16 protein-coding genes are annotated in these 16,354 nt (G+C 65.1%); 7 read left to right on the forward strand and 9 right to left on the reverse strand.

Going from position 1 to position 16,354, the window contains the following annotated elements:
- Nucleotides 1-106 precede the first annotated feature (106 nt).
- On the reverse strand, nucleotides 107-1,411 hold the full coding sequence (gene pncB / locus AC1ME3_RS12510; RefSeq protein WP_480953406.1) for a nicotinate phosphoribosyltransferase: 1,305 nt from the start codon (nucleotides 1,409-1,411) through the stop codon (nucleotides 107-109).
- An 82-nt stretch (nucleotides 1,412-1,493) separates the two neighbouring features.
- Between pncB and AC1ME3_RS12515 the strand changes: the two genes are divergently transcribed.
- Nucleotides 1,494-2,108 carry an isochorismatase family protein gene (locus tag AC1ME3_RS12515; protein ID WP_480953407.1) on the forward strand — a complete coding sequence of 205 codons (615 nt, stop codon included), beginning with the start codon at nucleotides 1,494-1,496 and terminating at the stop codon, nucleotides 2,106-2,108.
- Between the two features lie 88 nt (nucleotides 2,109-2,196).
- Here AC1ME3_RS12515 and AC1ME3_RS12520 read toward each other — a convergent pair whose 3' ends face one another.
- Nucleotides 2,197-3,492: a glycoside hydrolase family 130 protein gene (locus AC1ME3_RS12520; RefSeq protein WP_480953408.1), complete on the reverse strand. Its 1,296-nt coding sequence runs from the start codon at nucleotides 3,490-3,492 to the stop codon at nucleotides 2,197-2,199.
- A 200-nt stretch (nucleotides 3,493-3,692) separates the two neighbouring features.
- On the opposite strand from AC1ME3_RS12520, the gene AC1ME3_RS12525 reads away from it, so the two are divergent.
- Complete coding sequence (locus AC1ME3_RS12525) at nucleotides 3,693-3,869, forward strand: hypothetical protein (RefSeq protein ID WP_480953409.1); 177 nt, start codon at nucleotides 3,693-3,695, stop codon at nucleotides 3,867-3,869.
- 20 nt (nucleotides 3,870-3,889) lie between these two features.
- Here the strand turns inward: AC1ME3_RS12525 and AC1ME3_RS12530 are convergent, their stop codons facing one another.
- The 4 genes from AC1ME3_RS12530 to AC1ME3_RS12545 form a co-directional block, all read right to left on the reverse strand.
- Nucleotides 3,890-4,609 (reverse strand): EF-hand domain-containing protein, encoded by a 720-nt coding sequence (locus AC1ME3_RS12530; protein WP_480953410.1) that lies wholly within the window; start codon nucleotides 4,607-4,609, stop codon nucleotides 3,890-3,892.
- Nucleotides 4,610-4,688: 79 nt separating this feature from the next.
- Nucleotides 4,689-6,068 (reverse strand): sensor histidine kinase, encoded by a 1,380-nt coding sequence (locus AC1ME3_RS12535; protein WP_480953411.1) that lies wholly within the window; start codon nucleotides 6,066-6,068, stop codon nucleotides 4,689-4,691.
- Nucleotides 6,068-6,790 (reverse strand): response regulator, encoded by a 723-nt coding sequence (locus tag AC1ME3_RS12540; RefSeq protein ID WP_480953412.1) that lies wholly within the window; start codon nucleotides 6,788-6,790, stop codon nucleotides 6,068-6,070. The genes AC1ME3_RS12535 and AC1ME3_RS12540 overlap by 1 nt, the downstream gene beginning before the upstream one ends.
- Nucleotides 6,791-6,848: 58 nt before the next feature.
- The gene (locus AC1ME3_RS12545) at nucleotides 6,849-7,757 is read right to left on the reverse strand and encodes a LysR family transcriptional regulator (protein WP_480953413.1); all 909 of its coding nucleotides are present in this window, start codon (nucleotides 7,755-7,757) and stop codon (nucleotides 6,849-6,851) included.
- A gap of 95 nt (nucleotides 7,758-7,852) precedes the next feature.
- Between AC1ME3_RS12545 and AC1ME3_RS12550 the strand changes: the two genes are divergently transcribed.
- Together AC1ME3_RS12550 and AC1ME3_RS12555 are read left to right on the forward strand one after the other, a co-directional pair.
- Nucleotides 7,853-8,734, forward strand: coding sequence for an aldo/keto reductase family oxidoreductase (locus tag AC1ME3_RS12550; RefSeq protein WP_480953414.1), 882 nt, complete (start codon nucleotides 7,853-7,855; stop codon nucleotides 8,732-8,734).
- Nucleotides 8,735-8,773: 39 nt separating this feature from the next.
- On the forward strand, nucleotides 8,774-9,031 hold the full coding sequence (locus AC1ME3_RS12555; protein WP_480953415.1) for a hypothetical protein: 258 nt from the start codon (nucleotides 8,774-8,776) through the stop codon (nucleotides 9,029-9,031).
- A gap of 13 nt (nucleotides 9,032-9,044) precedes the next feature.
- Here the strand turns inward: AC1ME3_RS12555 and AC1ME3_RS12560 are convergent, their stop codons facing one another.
- The 3 genes from AC1ME3_RS12560 to cysD are packed head-to-tail and all read right to left on the reverse strand — an operon-like array spanning nucleotide 9,045 to nucleotide 12,633.
- The gene (locus AC1ME3_RS12560) at nucleotides 9,045-9,794 is read right to left on the reverse strand and encodes a 3'(2'),5'-bisphosphate nucleotidase CysQ (RefSeq protein ID WP_480953416.1); all 750 of its coding nucleotides are present in this window, start codon (nucleotides 9,792-9,794) and stop codon (nucleotides 9,045-9,047) included.
- The gene (gene cysN / locus AC1ME3_RS12565) at nucleotides 9,791-11,728 is read right to left on the reverse strand and encodes a sulfate adenylyltransferase subunit CysN (RefSeq protein WP_480953417.1); all 1,938 of its coding nucleotides are present in this window, start codon (nucleotides 11,726-11,728) and stop codon (nucleotides 9,791-9,793) included. Before cysN ends, AC1ME3_RS12560 begins: the two co-directional genes overlap by 4 nt.
- Nucleotides 11,728-12,633, reverse strand: coding sequence for a sulfate adenylyltransferase subunit CysD (gene cysD, locus AC1ME3_RS12570; RefSeq protein ID WP_107953903.1), 906 nt, complete (start codon nucleotides 12,631-12,633; stop codon nucleotides 11,728-11,730). Before cysD ends, cysN begins: the two co-directional genes overlap by 1 nt.
- 225 nt (nucleotides 12,634-12,858) lie before the next feature.
- Between cysD and AC1ME3_RS12575 the strand changes: the two genes are divergently transcribed.
- The 3 genes from AC1ME3_RS12575 (at nucleotide 12,859) to AC1ME3_RS12585 (ending at nucleotide 16,352) form a co-directional block, all read left to right on the forward strand.
- The gene (locus tag AC1ME3_RS12575; protein ID WP_480953418.1) at nucleotides 12,859-13,143 is read left to right on the forward strand and encodes a CsbD family protein; all 285 of its coding nucleotides are present in this window, start codon (nucleotides 12,859-12,861) and stop codon (nucleotides 13,141-13,143) included.
- A gap of 64 nt (nucleotides 13,144-13,207) precedes the next feature.
- Nucleotides 13,208-13,480 carry a hypothetical protein gene (locus AC1ME3_RS12580; RefSeq protein WP_480953419.1) on the forward strand — a complete coding sequence of 91 codons (273 nt, stop codon included), beginning with the start codon at nucleotides 13,208-13,210 and terminating at the stop codon, nucleotides 13,478-13,480.
- A 244-nt stretch (nucleotides 13,481-13,724) separates the two neighbouring features.
- Nucleotides 13,725-16,352: a PAS domain-containing protein gene (locus tag AC1ME3_RS12585; RefSeq protein WP_480953420.1), complete on the forward strand. Its 2,628-nt coding sequence runs from the start codon at nucleotides 13,725-13,727 to the stop codon at nucleotides 16,350-16,352.
- The last annotated feature ends 2 nt before the right edge of the window (nucleotides 16,353-16,354 follow it).

Genomic DNA, 16,354 nt, shown 5'->3' on the forward strand with positions numbered 1-16,354 from the left:
GTGCGAATGATGGCTCAGGGGCGTAACGAAGCAAGGGAAGATTGCGTGATGCGACAATTTTGTTGCGATATGTGTCCTGCGTGTTGCGCGCAGGACACGCCTGTAATCAGACCAGGACGGGCGCCGCGGCGCGATCCGCCTCGCCAAAAACGCGCAGATACCGTGCGATCTCCGAGGGTTCGCCGGTCGCCTTCGCCGGATTGTCCGAAAGCTTCACCGCCGGGCGGCCATTCGCGGCGATCACCTTGCAGACCAGCGAGATCGGCTCCAGCGCCGCCGCGCCGTCGGGATCGCAGCCGCGGAAGTCGTTGGTTAGGTTGGTGCCCCAGCCAAAGCTCATCCGCACGCGGCCGTGAAAATGGCGATACGTCTGCTCGATCGTGTCGATGTCCATTCCGTCGGAGAAGATCAGCAGCTTGGTCTTCGGATCGACACCCTGTTCCTCCCACCAGCGAATGATCTGCTCGCCGCCCGCGATCGGTGGCGCGCTGTCGGGACGGAAGCCGGTCCATTCCGCCAGCCAGTGCGGTGCATTGCGCAGGAACGCGGTCGTCCCGAACGCGTCGGGGAGGGCGATCAGCAGATTGCCGTTATAATGTTGCCGCCAATGCTCGAGCACGCGGTACGGCGCTTCGGCGAGGTCCGCGTCGCTCTCTGCCAGCGCAGCGGTCACCATCGGCAGCTCGTGCGCGTTCGTCCCGATCGCCTCCAGGTCGGCGTCCATAGCCAGCAACACGTTCGACGTACCGATAAAGCGGTCGCCGAGCCCTTCCTTGAGCGCCTCGACGCACCAGCGCTGCCACAGGAACCCGTGCCGGCGCCGCGTGCCGAAGTCCGACAGCACGAGGTCGGGCAGTTCGCGCAGCCGCTCGACCTTCTCCCACAGTTTTGCCTTGGCGCGCGCATAGACGATGTCGAGCGCGAACCGGCCGCGGTCACGCAGGGCCGCGCGGGATTTCAGTTCATTGATGATGGTCAGCGCAGGGATTTCCCACATCGTCGTGTGGCTCCACGGCCCTTCGAAATGCAGTTCATACTGCCCGTCGACCTTGCGTAGGTCGTACGAAGGCAATTGGAACTCTGCGAGCCACGCGAGGAACTCGGGTCCGAACATCTTCTGCTTGCCGTAAAAGCTGTTGCCTGCAAGCCAGATCAGCTCCTTCTTTGCGAACCGCAGCGTCCGCGCATGATCGAGCTGGGAGCGCAGTTCGGCCTCGTCGACGATCTCCGCGAGCCGCACCGTCTTGGTCCGGTTTATGAGCGCGAAGGTGGCGTTGACGTCGGGATAGGCCTGCCGGATCATCTGCAGCATCAACAGCTTGTAGAAATCGGTATCGAGCAGACTGCGGACGATCGGATCGAGCCGGAAATTGTGATTGTACGTCCGGGTGGCGATATCGGTCACGGCCATGCGCATGGGCTCCTGCGTTGCGTAGGGGCCGGGTGTCCGAGAAGGCGCGTTTGTGTCAAGCAGCGGGCAAAGGAGACGGGCGATGGCGCGGTTCGTGGTCGTGGTGGATACGCAGTGGGATTTCATGGCGGGCGAGGGCGCGCTGAGCGTGGCGGGGGCGGAAGAGTTGGTCGCGCCGATGCAGGCGTGGCTGTCGGGTCTCACGCCTGACGAGGTTGCCGGCGTCCTGTTCACGTTCGACACGCATTTCGCCGAGACCTACGCCGCGTCGCCCGAAGCGCAGATGTTTCCGATTCACTGCGTGAGGGGCACGAAAGGGTGGGGCAACATGCTCGACGTCACGCGGGTCGACCCGGCTATCCGGGCGTGGCGGATCGAGAAGGGGGTGTTCGATATGTGGGCCGAACCGGGGCTTGCGATCGAGGACGCGCGGGACGCCGAGCGGTCGACTATTGAGCGCGAGGCGTTTTTCGCGGACTTGGCGGCAAGTGGCGTTACGGAGGTCACGGTAATCGGCGTCGCCGCAGACTACTGCGTCCGCTGGGCCGTCGATGGACTCATCGCGCACGGCTTCGCGGTGACCGTACCGGCCGGGCTCACCCGCGGTATTGAGCGACAGATCGACGCTGTCGCCGCGGAAGATTTTGCGGGGGCCGGGCTGATCGTCGAACGCGCCATGACGCCGAACGCAGCGTAAGATTGTTCTCCCGCGAAGGCGGGAGCCCAGACTGGGTCCCCGCCTTCGCGGGGAAACATGCTAGTGCCGACTGCCAGTTGGTTCGCCTTCACGCCATCGCAGCGAGCAGCCGCCCGACATCCACCGTCGCGAACGAGGCGAAATTGTCTGCCACGCCGAACGGCAGCAACAGCGTGCGATCATGGACAATCCCACCGCAGCTATAGACGACGTTGGGGACGTAGCCGTCGCGTTCGGCCGGGCTCGGCACGATCAGCGGATCGGTCATCCGCGCGAGCAATTTGGTCGGATCGGCCTTGTCGAGCAGGCATGCGCCGATGCAGTAATTACGGACGCTGCCGACGCCGTGGGTCAGTACCAGCCAGCCCTCCTCGATTTCGATCGGCGATCCGCAATTGCCCATCTGGATGAACTCCCACGGCCATTTCGGCTCGACGATCTTGGTACCGCCGTCCCAGGTCAGCAGGTCGTCCGAGGTCAGGTACCAGATATTCTCGTTGTCCTGCCGTCCGAGCATCGCATAGCGCCCGTCGATCTTACGCGGGAACAGCGCCATGCCCTTGGTCGCCGCGACCGCGCCGCGCATCGGTTGCATCTCGAACGTCTTGAAGTCCTCGCCGCGGAGCAGTTCGCAGCGCGCTTCCGAGCCGCTGAACGCGGTATAAGTGCCGAGATACTGCACCTTGCCAGCGTCCTCGAAACGGACGAGCCGCAGGTCCTCGATCCCCTGATGTTGGCTTGGCAGGATCGGAAAGATCACCGTCTCCGACAATTCGCGACTGCCACCGCATTCCAGTCGGGTGGGACCGCCATCGGTCGCGCCCTGATCCGTCGGTGTGACCCGCGGCGGCACCGCGGTCTGGCTCGCGGGATCGACCGAGAAACCGTCGTCGGGCGACCAGCTTCCGGTGCGGAACGTGACCGACGAGACATGACCTTCGCCGATCCCGCGTAGCGACAGGATGAAGCGCAGGCCGCCTTCGGGGGCGTTGGCTTGATCGGGGTCGAGCACCATGCTCGGGTTGAACAGCGCGGCCGCCTCGAACGAATATTCACCGCTGAGATAGGCGCCGATCAGCAGTTTCTGGTCGGTGTTGATCTCGCGCGGGTCCTTCAGCACCGCCATGATCTCGCCGAAGCGGTGCAGGAGAAGCTCGTCGACATCGCGGTGACGCTCGTCGAGCGACTCCATCACGCGACGACGCTCGGCGCGGAGTTCGTCGGGCGACAGCGACAGCACGCGATCGATCACGCGGGCTGCGCGGGGGTGGCCATCGACCTTGAACGCGCCGGGATATTCGATGTTGAACGGCCGGATGACGGTCCGCGATGGGTCTGGCCGCAACTGGATATTGGAAAAGGCGACGAGTTCGGCATCGGCCATGGTCGGCTCCAAGTGACGCGCCGCCGTCGCGTCGGAACGGACGCCAGGACATCGCGGGGGGTACTTCGCACTGAACGCCGAAACCACCGCCATGGCTACATGAATTCCCCGTCACGCGAGGCTGCCGAAACACCGCGGAAAACTTCGCCTGTCACACCGCCAGCTCGATCATTCGACGACCGGTGCACGAAGGAAGCGGTATGCAGGCTCAACCATCACGACCCGGCAATTGTGCGATCGGCCGCCACACGCCACGATCCCGGCACCGCGACGTGAAGGGCGAACCGATTCAGCGTTCCGCCTGCCGGTGCTGCGGCGCGGCGATCGTCAAGTCCGCGGTCAGTCGTCGCTGGATCGTGTCGGGCATGCTCGGCTGATTCGACCGCCGCCCTAAGCGTCAGGGTTCGCGACGTTCCGGGGGCAGGGCGGTCGGTTCGTCCGAGCCGTTCCGCCACGTCTCGCCGCCCGCGCGTGGGAGTTCGCCGTGGGTCAGCGCGCCGTCATGGTTACGGTCGAGCGCGGCGAAGCGCGTTGCCGCAGCCTTGGCAAACTCGCTCGCGTCGATACCGCGATTGAGGTTCGCGTCGGCTGCGATCACCGGCTCCGGCAGGTCGAAGAAGCCGTAGCGCGCGGCGCCGATGCGTTCGTGGACGACGGTGGCGCCCTTCTTGCTGTCGCCGTTGCCGAACTGCATGCCTTGGCCGCCGGACCCGCCGCCACCTCGTCCACGTCCGCCACGGCCGCGCTCGCCCCCTTCGGACCGCGGCCCGCGGCCGCCCGACGCCACGCGGATCTCGGGGACCAGGACGTTTTCGTAGTAAGCGATGTCATCGGGATCGATCTCGCCGTCCTTGCCGCGATCGAGCACGGCGAAGAAACGCGTGGCGTCATGCTGGAATTCGGCCAGCGTGATCCGCCCGTCGCCATCGGTATCTGCGCCCGCGAACCACAGGTCTTGCGCCGCGCCCGGCTTCAGCGACGCGCGGAACGGTTCGCCCATCGGACTGATGAACAACTGGCCGCGGCCGCGCGCCGGACCGTGTTCGCCATGTGGACGCGGGGTCTGTGCAGAACATCCCGCCAGTGCGGCGACGATGCCGATATAAAGGATACGCATGCAATCTCCCGAAATACGGTCATATTCGTCTGACGAGCCTGTCGTTGTCGCCGTGTTTCGCCCCCGACGCCGGAGCCGCTCAGATCGGCAACGTCACGCGCGCGAGCAATCCGACGCCCGGTCGGTTCTCGATCGTCGCATCGCCACCATGCGCGCGTGCCACCGCGCGGACGCTGGCGAGGCCAAGCCCGCTGCCGCCGGTATCGCGGTTGCGCGATTGCTCGGCACGAAAGAACGGCTCGAACGCGCGGGCGAGATCCGCTGGCGCCATGCCCGGCCCCGAATCGCACACCTCGACGATCGCGACCCCGCCCTCGCGGCGCACCTCGACTTCGGCATGGCCGGCATATTTGACGGCGTTGCCGACCAGGTTCGCGATCAGCGCCTTCAATGACGGCGCATCGCCCTCGAGCGCGAGCGGGTCGCCCGGATGCAACGCCACCGCATCGCCGCGATCGGCAAAATCATCCGCGACGCTTTCAGCGAGCGACCGGAGATCGAGCCGCTGGCGGCGGACGTGTCGGGTCATGTCGCGGACGAACGCCATCGCCGAACCGATCCGCTCGCTCATCTCCTGGATGTCGCCTTCGCTCGCCGCCCGGATATCGTCGGGCGCCTTTTCGAGCCGCAGCGACAACCGCATCAACGGCGTCCGCAGGTCGTGCGCGACCGCCGCGATCAGCGTCGTCCGATCCTCGACATAGCGGTTCAGCCGCTCCTGCATCAGGTTGAACGCGGTCGCCGCTTCGGCGATCTCGGGCGGACCGACGATCGGCAGCGGTTCGGCGCGGGGGTCGCGACCGAGACGCTCGGCGGCGGCGGCGAACAGCGCGATCGGCTTCACCACGCGCCGCGCCATCACCCAGGCCACCGACGCGGCGACGATCATCGCGACCAGAAACCACAGCACGATCCGCATCCGCCAAGGCCCGATCGTAGTGTGCGTCGGCCGGATCACGTGCCACCGGCCGTTCGGCGTTTCGATCGACACGACGAACGGGCCGAACAGCGCATTATCGAACGATTGCGGCAGATGCCCCGAACGGCCCATGCCCATCGGCAGCGGCGGCCTTAGCGCGCCTGCGAACAGCGGCATCGCCGACCGTTCGGTCTCGACGGTCACCATTGGCCGCGCCAGCCCGAGATCGGCGGCGATCGATTCGGCGAGCCGAGCGTCGCGCGGATTGTCGGTCGGGTGGGGCGACCCGGTAGCAATCTCGACTTTCAACTGCCCGGTCGGATCGCGTCCGGTCCGCGCGACCGCGGCGACCCGGTTGGCGGTGAAGATCTGCGGGCGCGGTGGCGGCATCAGCAACACGATCGCGAAGTTCAGGATCTGGACGAGCAGAACGGTGGTCAGCCCCAGCACGAAGATGCGCAGGAACATCGGCCAGGATCGCTGCGGGTTGCGCCGGATCGGCTGGTTGATCCTGGCGACTGCGGTCATCTCGTCGGACATCACAGGCGCACCACGCGGGGAACGAAGAAATAGCCTTCGTTGCGGATCGTCCGGATGATCTCGTCGTCGTGCGAGCGCAGCTTGCGGCGCAAGCGGCTGACCTGCACGTCGATCGCGCGATCGAACGCGTCGGTGTCCGGCCCTCGTGCCGCCTCCAGCAACGCGTCGCGCGCCAGCACGCGCCGTGGTCGCTCGACGAACGCGCGCAGTACCGCGAACTCGCCGTCGGTCAGGTCGATCAGTGTGCCGTCGGGATCGAACAGTTCGTGTGCCGCGAAATCGACGCGCCAGCCGAGGAACCCGAACGCGCGGCTGTCGCCCGCATCCTGCATCTCGCGTGCACGCAGCGCGGCACGAACGGTCGCCAGGATCTCGCGCGGGCTGCACGGCTTAGACAGATAATGGCTCGCACCGATCTCCAACCCCAGGATCCGGTCGGGCTCGTCGCCGAGCGCACTCAGCATCACCACCGGCGGTGCTCCCGTCCGCGCCAGCCGACGGCATACCGACAGCCCGTCCTCGCCGGGCATCATCACGTCGAGCAGGATCAGCGACACCGCACACCGTGCGAGCACGGCGTCCATTTCCTGCGCGTTGGTCGCGGTCTCGACCTGATAGCCGTGCATGCCGAGGCTCTCCGCCAGCAGCGTCCGGATCATGTTGTCGTCATCGACCACCAGCAGCACGGGTTTCGCAAGGTCGGGGACGGGGCGTGAAATCATTCGCCGGTCCTGCCGCACGAGTGTGTTCGACATATTTCCGCGTGTGGTCGGATACGGGTCATTTTTCGGAGCGCCTGGCTGCAACGAAATCGATGAACGCGCGCAGTGGCGCCGGCAGATACCGCCGTCCCGAATAATAGAGGAATGGACCGGAGAAGCGCTGCCACCACGGTTCCAGCACCGGCACCAGCGCACCGCTGTCGAGATGCGGCCGCAGCCAATCCTCGAACAAATGGATGATCCCGGTCCCCGCCAGCGCCGCCTCGACCGCGAGATCGGTGGCGGCACCGACGCGGACGATCAGCGGTCCGCCGGGCTCGACCTTGATGATCTCGCCGTCGCGCTCGAACTCCCAGGGCATCATCGAACCGCTGGAGAACTGACCGCGGATACAGGCGTGGTCGAGCAGGTCGCGGGGATGCACGGGCGTGCCCCGGCGCGCGAGATAGTCGGGGGACGCCGCCGTCGCAAAGCGTTGCTCGCGCGGACCGATCGGTATCGCGATCATGTCGAGTTCGAGCCGTTCGTCGTAGCGGATGCCGGCATCGCACCCCGCGGCGAGCATGTCGACGAAGCTGTCCTCCGCGATCACCTCCAGCCGGATATCGGGATAGGCGGCAAGGAACGCCGGTACGATCGCGGGCAGGACCAGCCGCGCGGCGCTGACCGGTACGTTCAGCCGCAACGGTCCCGCGGGCAGGTCGCGATAGCCGTTGACGACGTCCAGCGCCGCCTCGACTTCGGCGAGCGCGGGGCCGAGCCGGTCGAGCAGGCGCGCACCGGCTTCGGTCGGCGCCACGCTCCGTGTCGTCCGGTTGAGCAACCGTACGCCAAGCCTTGCCTCCAGCCGCCGTACCGCTTCGCTCAGCCCCGACGCACTGCCGCCGCTGATCCGTGCGCCGTCGCGAAATCCGCCCGCCCGCGCGACCGTCACGAACGCGGAGAGATCGCCTGCATCCACTGCCATTGTGCGTGCTCCCGTACAGCCCGTGCCGATACTGCCGCGTTATCGTAACAGCCAACGCGGTCCATATGAAAGTCACACTTCGAAAGGACCGGATCATGACCACGCACGGCATCGCCACCACCGCCCCAATCGCAGGCCGCACCGTCAACCGTCTCGGTTACGGCGCCATGCAACTCGCTGGCCCCGGCGTGTTCGGGCCGCCCAAGGATCACGACGCGGCGATTGCGGTCCTGCGCGCGGCAATCGAGGCAGGGGTGAACCATATCGATACGAGCGATTTCTACGGCCCTCACGTTACCAATCGCCTGATCCGCGAGGCGCTGCACCCGTATCCGGACGACCTCGTGATCGTCACCAAGATCGGCGCGCGGCGGGGACCTGAAGGTTCATGGGATCCCGCTTTCTCGGCCGCGGAGCTGACCAGCGCGGTCCACGACAATCTACGCAATCTGGGACTGGAAACGCTCGACATCGTCAATCTGCGCGCGATGTTCGATGCGCATGGACCCGCCGAGGGCTCGATCGCCGAGCCGCTCGCGACGCTCGTCGATCTCCAGCGACAGGGTCTGGTCCGCCATATCGGGCTCAGCAACGTCACGCCGACGCAGATCGCGGAAGGGCGCGCGATGGCAACGATCGCCTGCGTGCAGAACCAGTATAATCTCGCGCACCGCGACGACGACGCGCTGATCGATGAGCTGGCCGAGGCGGGGATCGCGTATGTGCCATTCTTCCCGCTCGGTGGGTTCTCGCCGTTGCAATCGTCCGCATTGTCGGACGTCGCACGCGATCTGGACGCGACGCCGATGCAGATCGCACTCGCGTGGCTGTTGCAGCGTTCGCCCAATATCCTGCTGATCCCCGGCACGTCGTCGATCGGTCATCTGCGCGAGAACCTTGCCGCAGGTGACATCGTGCTGCCAGCCGACGCGATCGCGACACTCGATCGGATCGGCACGGACGCTGCGCTCGACTAAGCATTTCCGTCCGGGCGGCGGGCGGCTAACGGCAGCGTCATGGCCAAGAAACGCTACCTCACCGCGACGCTGCCCGACGGCTATGTGAAGACGATCGGCCCGACCGCGACACCGTTCACGCATTACTGGCGGATCGTCGCGGTGCTGGCCAACGGCAAGACCGAGATATTCTGGGGCCATACCAAATCGCTCGGCGAGGCGAAGAAGAAGCGCAACGCACTGGCCGAGGCAGCGGTGCAACGCGGGTGGCAGCGCTACGACTTCGAGTTCGTCGAGCTGGTGGCCTCCGACGGCTGATACCGTCCGCCGTTCAGGCGGGCGGCAACGCCTTCACCAGCTCGAGCACGCGCGCCGCCAGTTCAATCCGGCAGATCAGCAGGTCGGGCAGATACGGATCCGCGCAGTTATAGACGAGCGGCGATCCATCGACGCGACTGACGTGGAGCCCGGCCGCCTGCGCGACCGCGATGGGTGCGCAATTGTCCCACTCATATTGACCGCCGGTGTGGAGATAGATGTCGGCCTGGCCGCGCACCACCGCCATCGCCTTCGCCCCCGCCGAGCCCATCGGCACGAGCGTCGCCCCCAACGTCTCGGCGACCGCGACCGCCTCGCGTGCAGGCCGGCTGCGACTGACCAGCATGCGGAGCGGATCGCCCGCGGGTTCCAGCGGCTTCGGCGAACCCGATGTCAGCGTCATCCCGAGTCCCGGCAACGCCACGGCGCCCACGACGGCGACGCCCTCGATCGCGAGCGCGACGTGCACCGCCCAGTCGGTCCGTCCCTCGCCATATTCACGCGTGCCGTCGAGCGGATCGACGATCCAAGCGCGCCGCACCGAACACCGATCGCCCGTATCCTTCTCTTCCTCGGACAGGATCGCGTCGTCGGGCCGCGCCGTGCGCAACATCCGCATGAGGAAGGTATTGGCCTGCTCGTCGCCCGCCTTGCCGAGATCCTTGCCGGTCAGCCCGCTGCTTTTCTGCAACGCGAGCAATATTTCGCCTGCCTCGGTGGCGAGGCGTTCGGCGAGACGGACGTCGCTTTCCATGACCGTCATTTAAGCGGCATGATCTGGCGGACGATGAACGCGGCCGCCTCGACCGGCGTCATCTCGACCGTATTGACGCGAATCTCCGCGTTCAGCGGCGCCTCGTAAGGGCTGTCGATCCCGGTAAAGTTCTTCAAATCGCCCGCCCGTGCTTTCTTGTAGAGGCCCTTCACGTCGCGACCTTCCGCCACATCGAGCGGCGTGTCGACGAAGATCTCGATGAACTCGCCCGCCGGCAGCATTGCGCGCACCATGTCGCGCTCGGCACGGAACGGCGAGATGAACGCGGTGAGCACGATCAGCCCGGCGTCCGCCATCAGTTTCGCCACCTCGCCGACGCGCCGGATATTCTCGATCCGATCGGCCTCGGTGAACCCCAGATCCTTGTTCAGCCCGTGGCGGATGTTGTCGCCGTCCAGCAGAAAGGTGTGCCGGTTCATCAGGTTGAGCTGCTTCTCGACCTCGTTGGCGATCGTCGACTTGCCCGCGCCCGACAGCCCGGTGAACCACAGCACCGCCTGTTTCTGGTTCTTCAGCCCGGCATGCGCCTCGCGGCCGATGTCGGTCGCCTGCCAGTGGACGTTCTGCGAGCGGCGCAGGCTGAAATGGACCATCCCCGCCGCGACGGTCGCGTTGGTGATCTTGTCGATCAGGATGAACCCGCCGAGCACCTTGTTCGGCGCGGCACCTTCCTGCGCATAGGCCTCGAACACGATCGCGCGGTCCGTCGTGATCTCCGCCACGCCGATCGCGTTCAGCTCGAGCGTCTTGGTCGCAAGCCGCTCCATCGTGTTGACGTTGACCTGGTATTTCGGCTCACGAACGGTGGCGGATACCATCTGCGTACCGAGCTTCAGCCAATAGGAGCGACCGACGATCAGCGGCTCGTCGTCCATCCAGACGATCGTCGTCTCGAACTGGTCGGCAGTCTCGGGCGGCGCATCCGACGCCGCGATGACGTTGCCGCGCGAGCAGTCGATCTCGTCGGCGAACGACAGCGTGACCGACTGGCCTGCAACCGCTTCGTCGAGGTCGCCGTCGAGCGTCGTGATCCGGCTGATCGTCGAGGTCTTGCCGCCGGGGAGGACGCGGATCGCGTCGCCCGGCTTGACCGTACCGGCGGCGATCTGGCCGGAGAAACCGCGGAAATCGAGGTTGGGGCGGTTGACCCACTGCACGCTCATCCGGAACGGCTTGGCCTGGTCGTCGTCGACATCGACATCGACGGCTTCGAGATGCTCCATCAGCGTCGGGCCGGAATACCAGGGCATGGTTTCGGACCTGAGGGAGATGTTGTCGCCCTTGAACCCCGAGATGGGCATCGGCGTGAACGCGGTAATGGCGATGCTCTTCGCGAACGCCGCATACTCCGCGACGATCTCGTCGTAGCGCGCCTGGTCGTAGCCGATCAGGTCCATCTTGTTGACGGCGAGCACCAGGTTCCGGATGCCGATCAGGTGCGCGAGATAGCTGTGGCGCTTGGTCTGTGTGAGCACGCCCTTGCGCGCATCGACCAGGATCACGGCGAGATCGGCGGTCGAGGCGCCGGTCACCATGTTGCGGGTATATTGCTCATGACCCGGCGTATCCGCGACGATGAACTTGCGCTTTTCGGTCGAGAAGAAGCGATAGGCGACGTCGATCGTGATGCCCTGTTCGCGCTCGGCCGCGAGCCCGTCGACCAGCAGCGCGAAGTCGATCTCGCCACCTTGTGTGCCCACGCGCTTGCTGTCTGCTTCGAGCGCCGCAAGTTGGTCCTCGAAGATCATCTTGGAATCATAAAGCAATCGGCCGATCAGCGTCGACTTGCCGTCGTCGACCGATCCGCAGGTGATGAACCGCAGCATCGTCTTGTTGCGATGCTGGTCGAGATACGCGTCGATATCCTCGGCGATCAACGCGTCGGTCTGGTAGGCCGATTCCTGGATTGCGATGTCGCTCATCAGAAATACCCCTCCTGCTTCTTCTTCTCCATGCCAGCGCCGCCGGCATCTTTGTCGATCGCGCGGCCTTGGCGCTCGCTGGTCGTGGTCAGCAGCGTTTCCTGGATGATCTCGGACAGCGTCGACGCCGTGCTCTCGACCGCCCCCGTCAGCGGATAACAACCGAGCGTACGGAAACGGATCGAGCGATCGATCGGCACTTCGCCGGGTTCAAGCCGGAAGCGATCGTCGTCGACCATCAGCAACATACCGTCGCGCTCGACCGTGGGGCGCACGCCCGCGTAGTAGAGCGGCACGATCGGGACGTCGTTGAGCTGGATATATTGCCAGACGTCGAGCTCGGTCCAGTTCGAGATCGGGAACACCCGGATGCTCTCGCCCTTCGATTTCCGCGCATTGTAGAGGTTCCACAATTCGGGGCGCTGGTTCTTCGGATCCCAGCCATGCGTCGCGGTACGGAACGAGATGATGCGTTCCTTCGCACGTGACTTCTCCTCGTCGCGCCGCGCGCCACCGAACGCCGCGTCGAACCCGTGCAGATTGAGCGCCTGTTTCAAGCCCTCGGTCTTCCACATGTCGGTGTGGAGCGCGCCGTGATCGAACGGATTGATCCCGCGCTCGGCAGCTTCGGGGTTCTGGTAGACCAGCAACTCCATCCCGCTCTCCGCCGCCATCCGGTCGCGCAACTTGTACATCTCCTGGAATTTCCAGGTCGTATCGACGTGCAGCAGCGGGAAGGGCGGGGGCGACGGATAGAAGGCTTTGCGCGCGAGGTGCAGCATCACGGCCGAATCCTTGCCGACCGAATACAGCATCACCGGCTTGTCGGCCTCGGCGACGACTTCGCGCAGGATGTGGATCGCCTCGGCTTCGAGCCGTTCCAGATGAGTGAGTGTCTTCGCCATGATGTGTCTCCGCGGCGCCGTTTGCCCGGCGCAGGGCGGTGTCGGCAATCAATGCATTCTTCGGTCGGGGAACGCTTCGCTATCTCATGCCCGGCGACCGCGGTCCGGGTCCAGACGATGTCGTCTGTGACCACGAGGTTTTCGATACGCCTTCCAGCAGGCGGGATACTTCTCCCCCTCTCGTCGTTTGAAGCCGCATCTTCCACCAATCGAAAGAGACCAGCCATGAACACCGATACCCTCAGCGGCGCCGCAACCGACACCAGCGGCAAGATCAAGGAAACCCTTGGCGGCGCGATCGGTGACAAGTCGTTGCAGAGCGAAGGCGCCGTGGATCAGCTGACCGGGACGGTCCAGAAGACGGTCGGCCAGGCGAAGGATGCGGTCGAAGAGAACATCCGTCCGCTGGTCGACTATGTCCGCCAGTTCTCCAAGGAGCGTCCGTTCACCGCAGCAGCGGTTGCAGGCGTCCTCGGGATCGCGCTGATCAACACCCTGCGCGGCAAGTAAGCAGGCGCGTGGCGGCGGGTTTGCAGTCCACCCCGTCGCCACCCCTACGCCATCGGAGCCGGGCATGACGAGTTATACCGATTACGATATCGATGCCGCACTCGACCCGATAGCGCGACACCGCGGCCACAGATCCGAAGACGATTGGGACGCTATCTGGAGTAACGCCGATCGCAACCGCGATCCACTCCGAGGGGTGAAGCCAGCCCTTGCGCTGATCGCTGCCGGTGTCGCTCTTATACTTGTACGCGCAGGATGGCGCCGGATGGAATCGACGCCGATGCGCGTCGTACCCTCCGCAGTCGATATTCATGTCCGCATGCCACCGCCTCGCTGACGGCATCCGGTCCGGTCCAGATATACTTGGCACCGCAAAGTGTGGCTGGCCGGCATTTTACCATTCGATGATCCCGATTTTGTAATACGGTGTCGAGCCGAGCCCAATTTATCGAACTATGACGCGCGCATCTGCGAATGTCGTCTACCTTATTGATTTGCCTTATGTTGTACCCGAGAACATTGTGGGCACTTGGGCCCGGTCCTAAATATGTCCCACAGCGATCATCGACGAATGGACGGCCTTGACTGATATCACCGACCGCGCCGTCGAAAGCGCCCCCAAAATGACCGCGGATGCCGAGCGTATCGCAGCGGAACTGATCGCGCAGGACGTCGGCACCGATCCATTCGTCGCGGCCGTGCGGGCGACGCGGATGCCGATGATCATCACCAATCCCCGACTGCCCGACAATCCCGTCGTCTTCACCAACGACGCGTTCTGCCGGTTGAGCGGCTATAGTCGGGCGGAAATCCTCGGCCGCAATTGTCGGTTCCTGCAGGGGCCGGAGACCGATCCCGCGACGGTCGTCAAAATCCGCGAGGCGGTGCGGCAGGTCCGGCCGATCGAGATCGACATTCAGAACCACCGCAAGGACGGCGAGCTGTTCTGGAACCGCCTGTTGCTGGCGCCCGTCTACGATACCGAAGGCGTGCTCGCCTATTTCTTCGCGAGCCAGGTCGACGTGACGCTCGAGCGCGAACGGCTGCAAGGGCTGGAGTCGAGCAATGCCGCGCTTCTGGCCGAGCTGACCGACCGATTGCGGATGCAGCAGGAGCAGGAGCGCGAGCTGGCCTTCACGCTGAAGGCTGCACGCTTCGGCACCTGGAGCCTGGAAATTGTCAGCAAGCAGCTGACGGCCTCTGATACGTGCAAGGAAATATTCGGCCGCCCCAGCCACGAGCCCTTTACCTATGAGGACCGGCTCGAGGCGATCCATCCTGAGGATAGAGCGAAAAGCGTTGCCGAAGTCCGTCGCTGCGTCGCAGAGGGCACCGACTATGACGTGGTCTACCGCATCTATCGCCGCGATGGAGAACTGCGGTGGATCGCCTCGCGCGGCCAGCCCTTCTTCAACACCGAGGGCGAGGCGTTGCGGATCGCCGGCGTCTCGACCGACATCACCGATCAGCGCCGCGGCGAGATCATGCGGGCGGCGCTGGTCGAACTGGGCGACGTATTTCGCGATACGGAACAGCCGGATGATATCTCCTTCGCGGCTGCCAAGATCATCGGTCGGACCATCGATGTCAGCCGCGTCGGGTACGGAGAGATCGACCTCGATGCGGAAACCGTGACGATCCTCCGCGATTGGAGCGCGCCCAATGTCGAGCCGTTGATCGGTAGGTTCGCGTTGCGCGATTATGGCTCTTACGTCGACGATCTGAAACGCGGCGAGGAAGTCTGTATCGAGGACTCGCGGACCGATCCGCGGACGCGAAGTTCGTACGCCGCGCTGGAGACGCTTGGAGCGCGCGCGCTCATCAATATGCCGATCATGGAGAACGGCGCGTTGGTGGCGATGCTGTATCTGGGCAACGCATGCGAAAGACGCTGGCGACCGGACGAAGTCGGGTTCGTTCGCGAAGTGGCCGAGCGCACCCGGATCGCGACCGAACGTCGGCGCACGGAGCAGGAGCTTGCAGCTCTGGCCGCGTCGCTCGAACAGCAGGTCGCGGCGCGGACCGGCGAGCTCCAGCATGCCGAAGACGCGCTGCGCCAGTCGCAGAAGATGGAAGCGGTCGGCCAGCTTACCGGCGGTGTCGCGCACGACTTCAACAATTTGCTGACCGTCATTCGCTCGGCGACCGACCTGCTGAAGCGTCCGGACCTGAGCGCGGAACGGCGCGAACGCTACATCGACGCGATCTCCGACACCGCCGATCGTGCCGCGAAACTGACGGGGCAGTTGCTCGCCTTCGCGCGGCGACAGGCGCTCCAGCCCGAGGTGATCGACGTCGGGCATAGCCTGCGCGTCATTGCCGATATGCTGGGCACGCTGACGGGCTCGCGGATCGTCATCGACATCGACGTGCCCGAGACGCCGCTGTTCACCAACGTCGATCCGAGCCAGCTCGATACCGCACTCGTGAACATGGCGGTCAACGCGCGCGACGCGATGGACGGCGCGGGGCATATCCTGATCGCGGTACGGCCTGCATCGTTTATCCCCGCCGTCCGGTCGCATCCGGCCGTGCCGGGACGCTATGTCGCGATCTCGATGACCGACAGCGGCACCGGCATCGAACCCGAGAAGCTGGAGCGGATCTTCGAACCGTTCTTCACGACCAAGGGGGTCGGGCAGGGCACCGGCCTCGGGCTTAGCCAGGTGTTTGGATTCGCCAAACAGTCCGAGGGCGACATCGTCGTCGAAAGCCCGCCGGGCGAGGGCGCGACCTTTACTTTGTACCTGCCGCAGGTCGACGAAAGCGACCGTCCGGTCGAGGACGACACCGTCCAGACGCTGGCCGACGGTCATGGAACCTGCGTGCTGGTCGTCGAGGACAACAGGGAAGTCGGGACGTTCACCACGCAGTCGCTGGCTGAGCTTGGCTATGTGACGGTGTGGGCGGCCAATGCGCAAGAGGCTCTGGCGGAGCTGGGCAACGATGCCTCGCGCTTCGATATCGTGTTCTCGGACGTGGTGATGCCGGGGATGAACGGCATCGAACTCGGCAAGGCGATCCGCGCCGACCATCCCAGTCTGCCGGTCGTGCTGACGTCGGGGTACAGCAACATCCTCGCGCAGGACGGTACGCACGGGTTCGAACTGCTCCACAAGCCGTATTCGGTCGAGCAATTGTCGCGCGTGCTGCGCAAGGCGGCGGGCTGGGGAAGCGCCGACAGAGGTTCGGACGGCTCGGCGAAATAAAG

This window comes from Sphingomonas sp. BL2 (assembly GCF_056680015.1).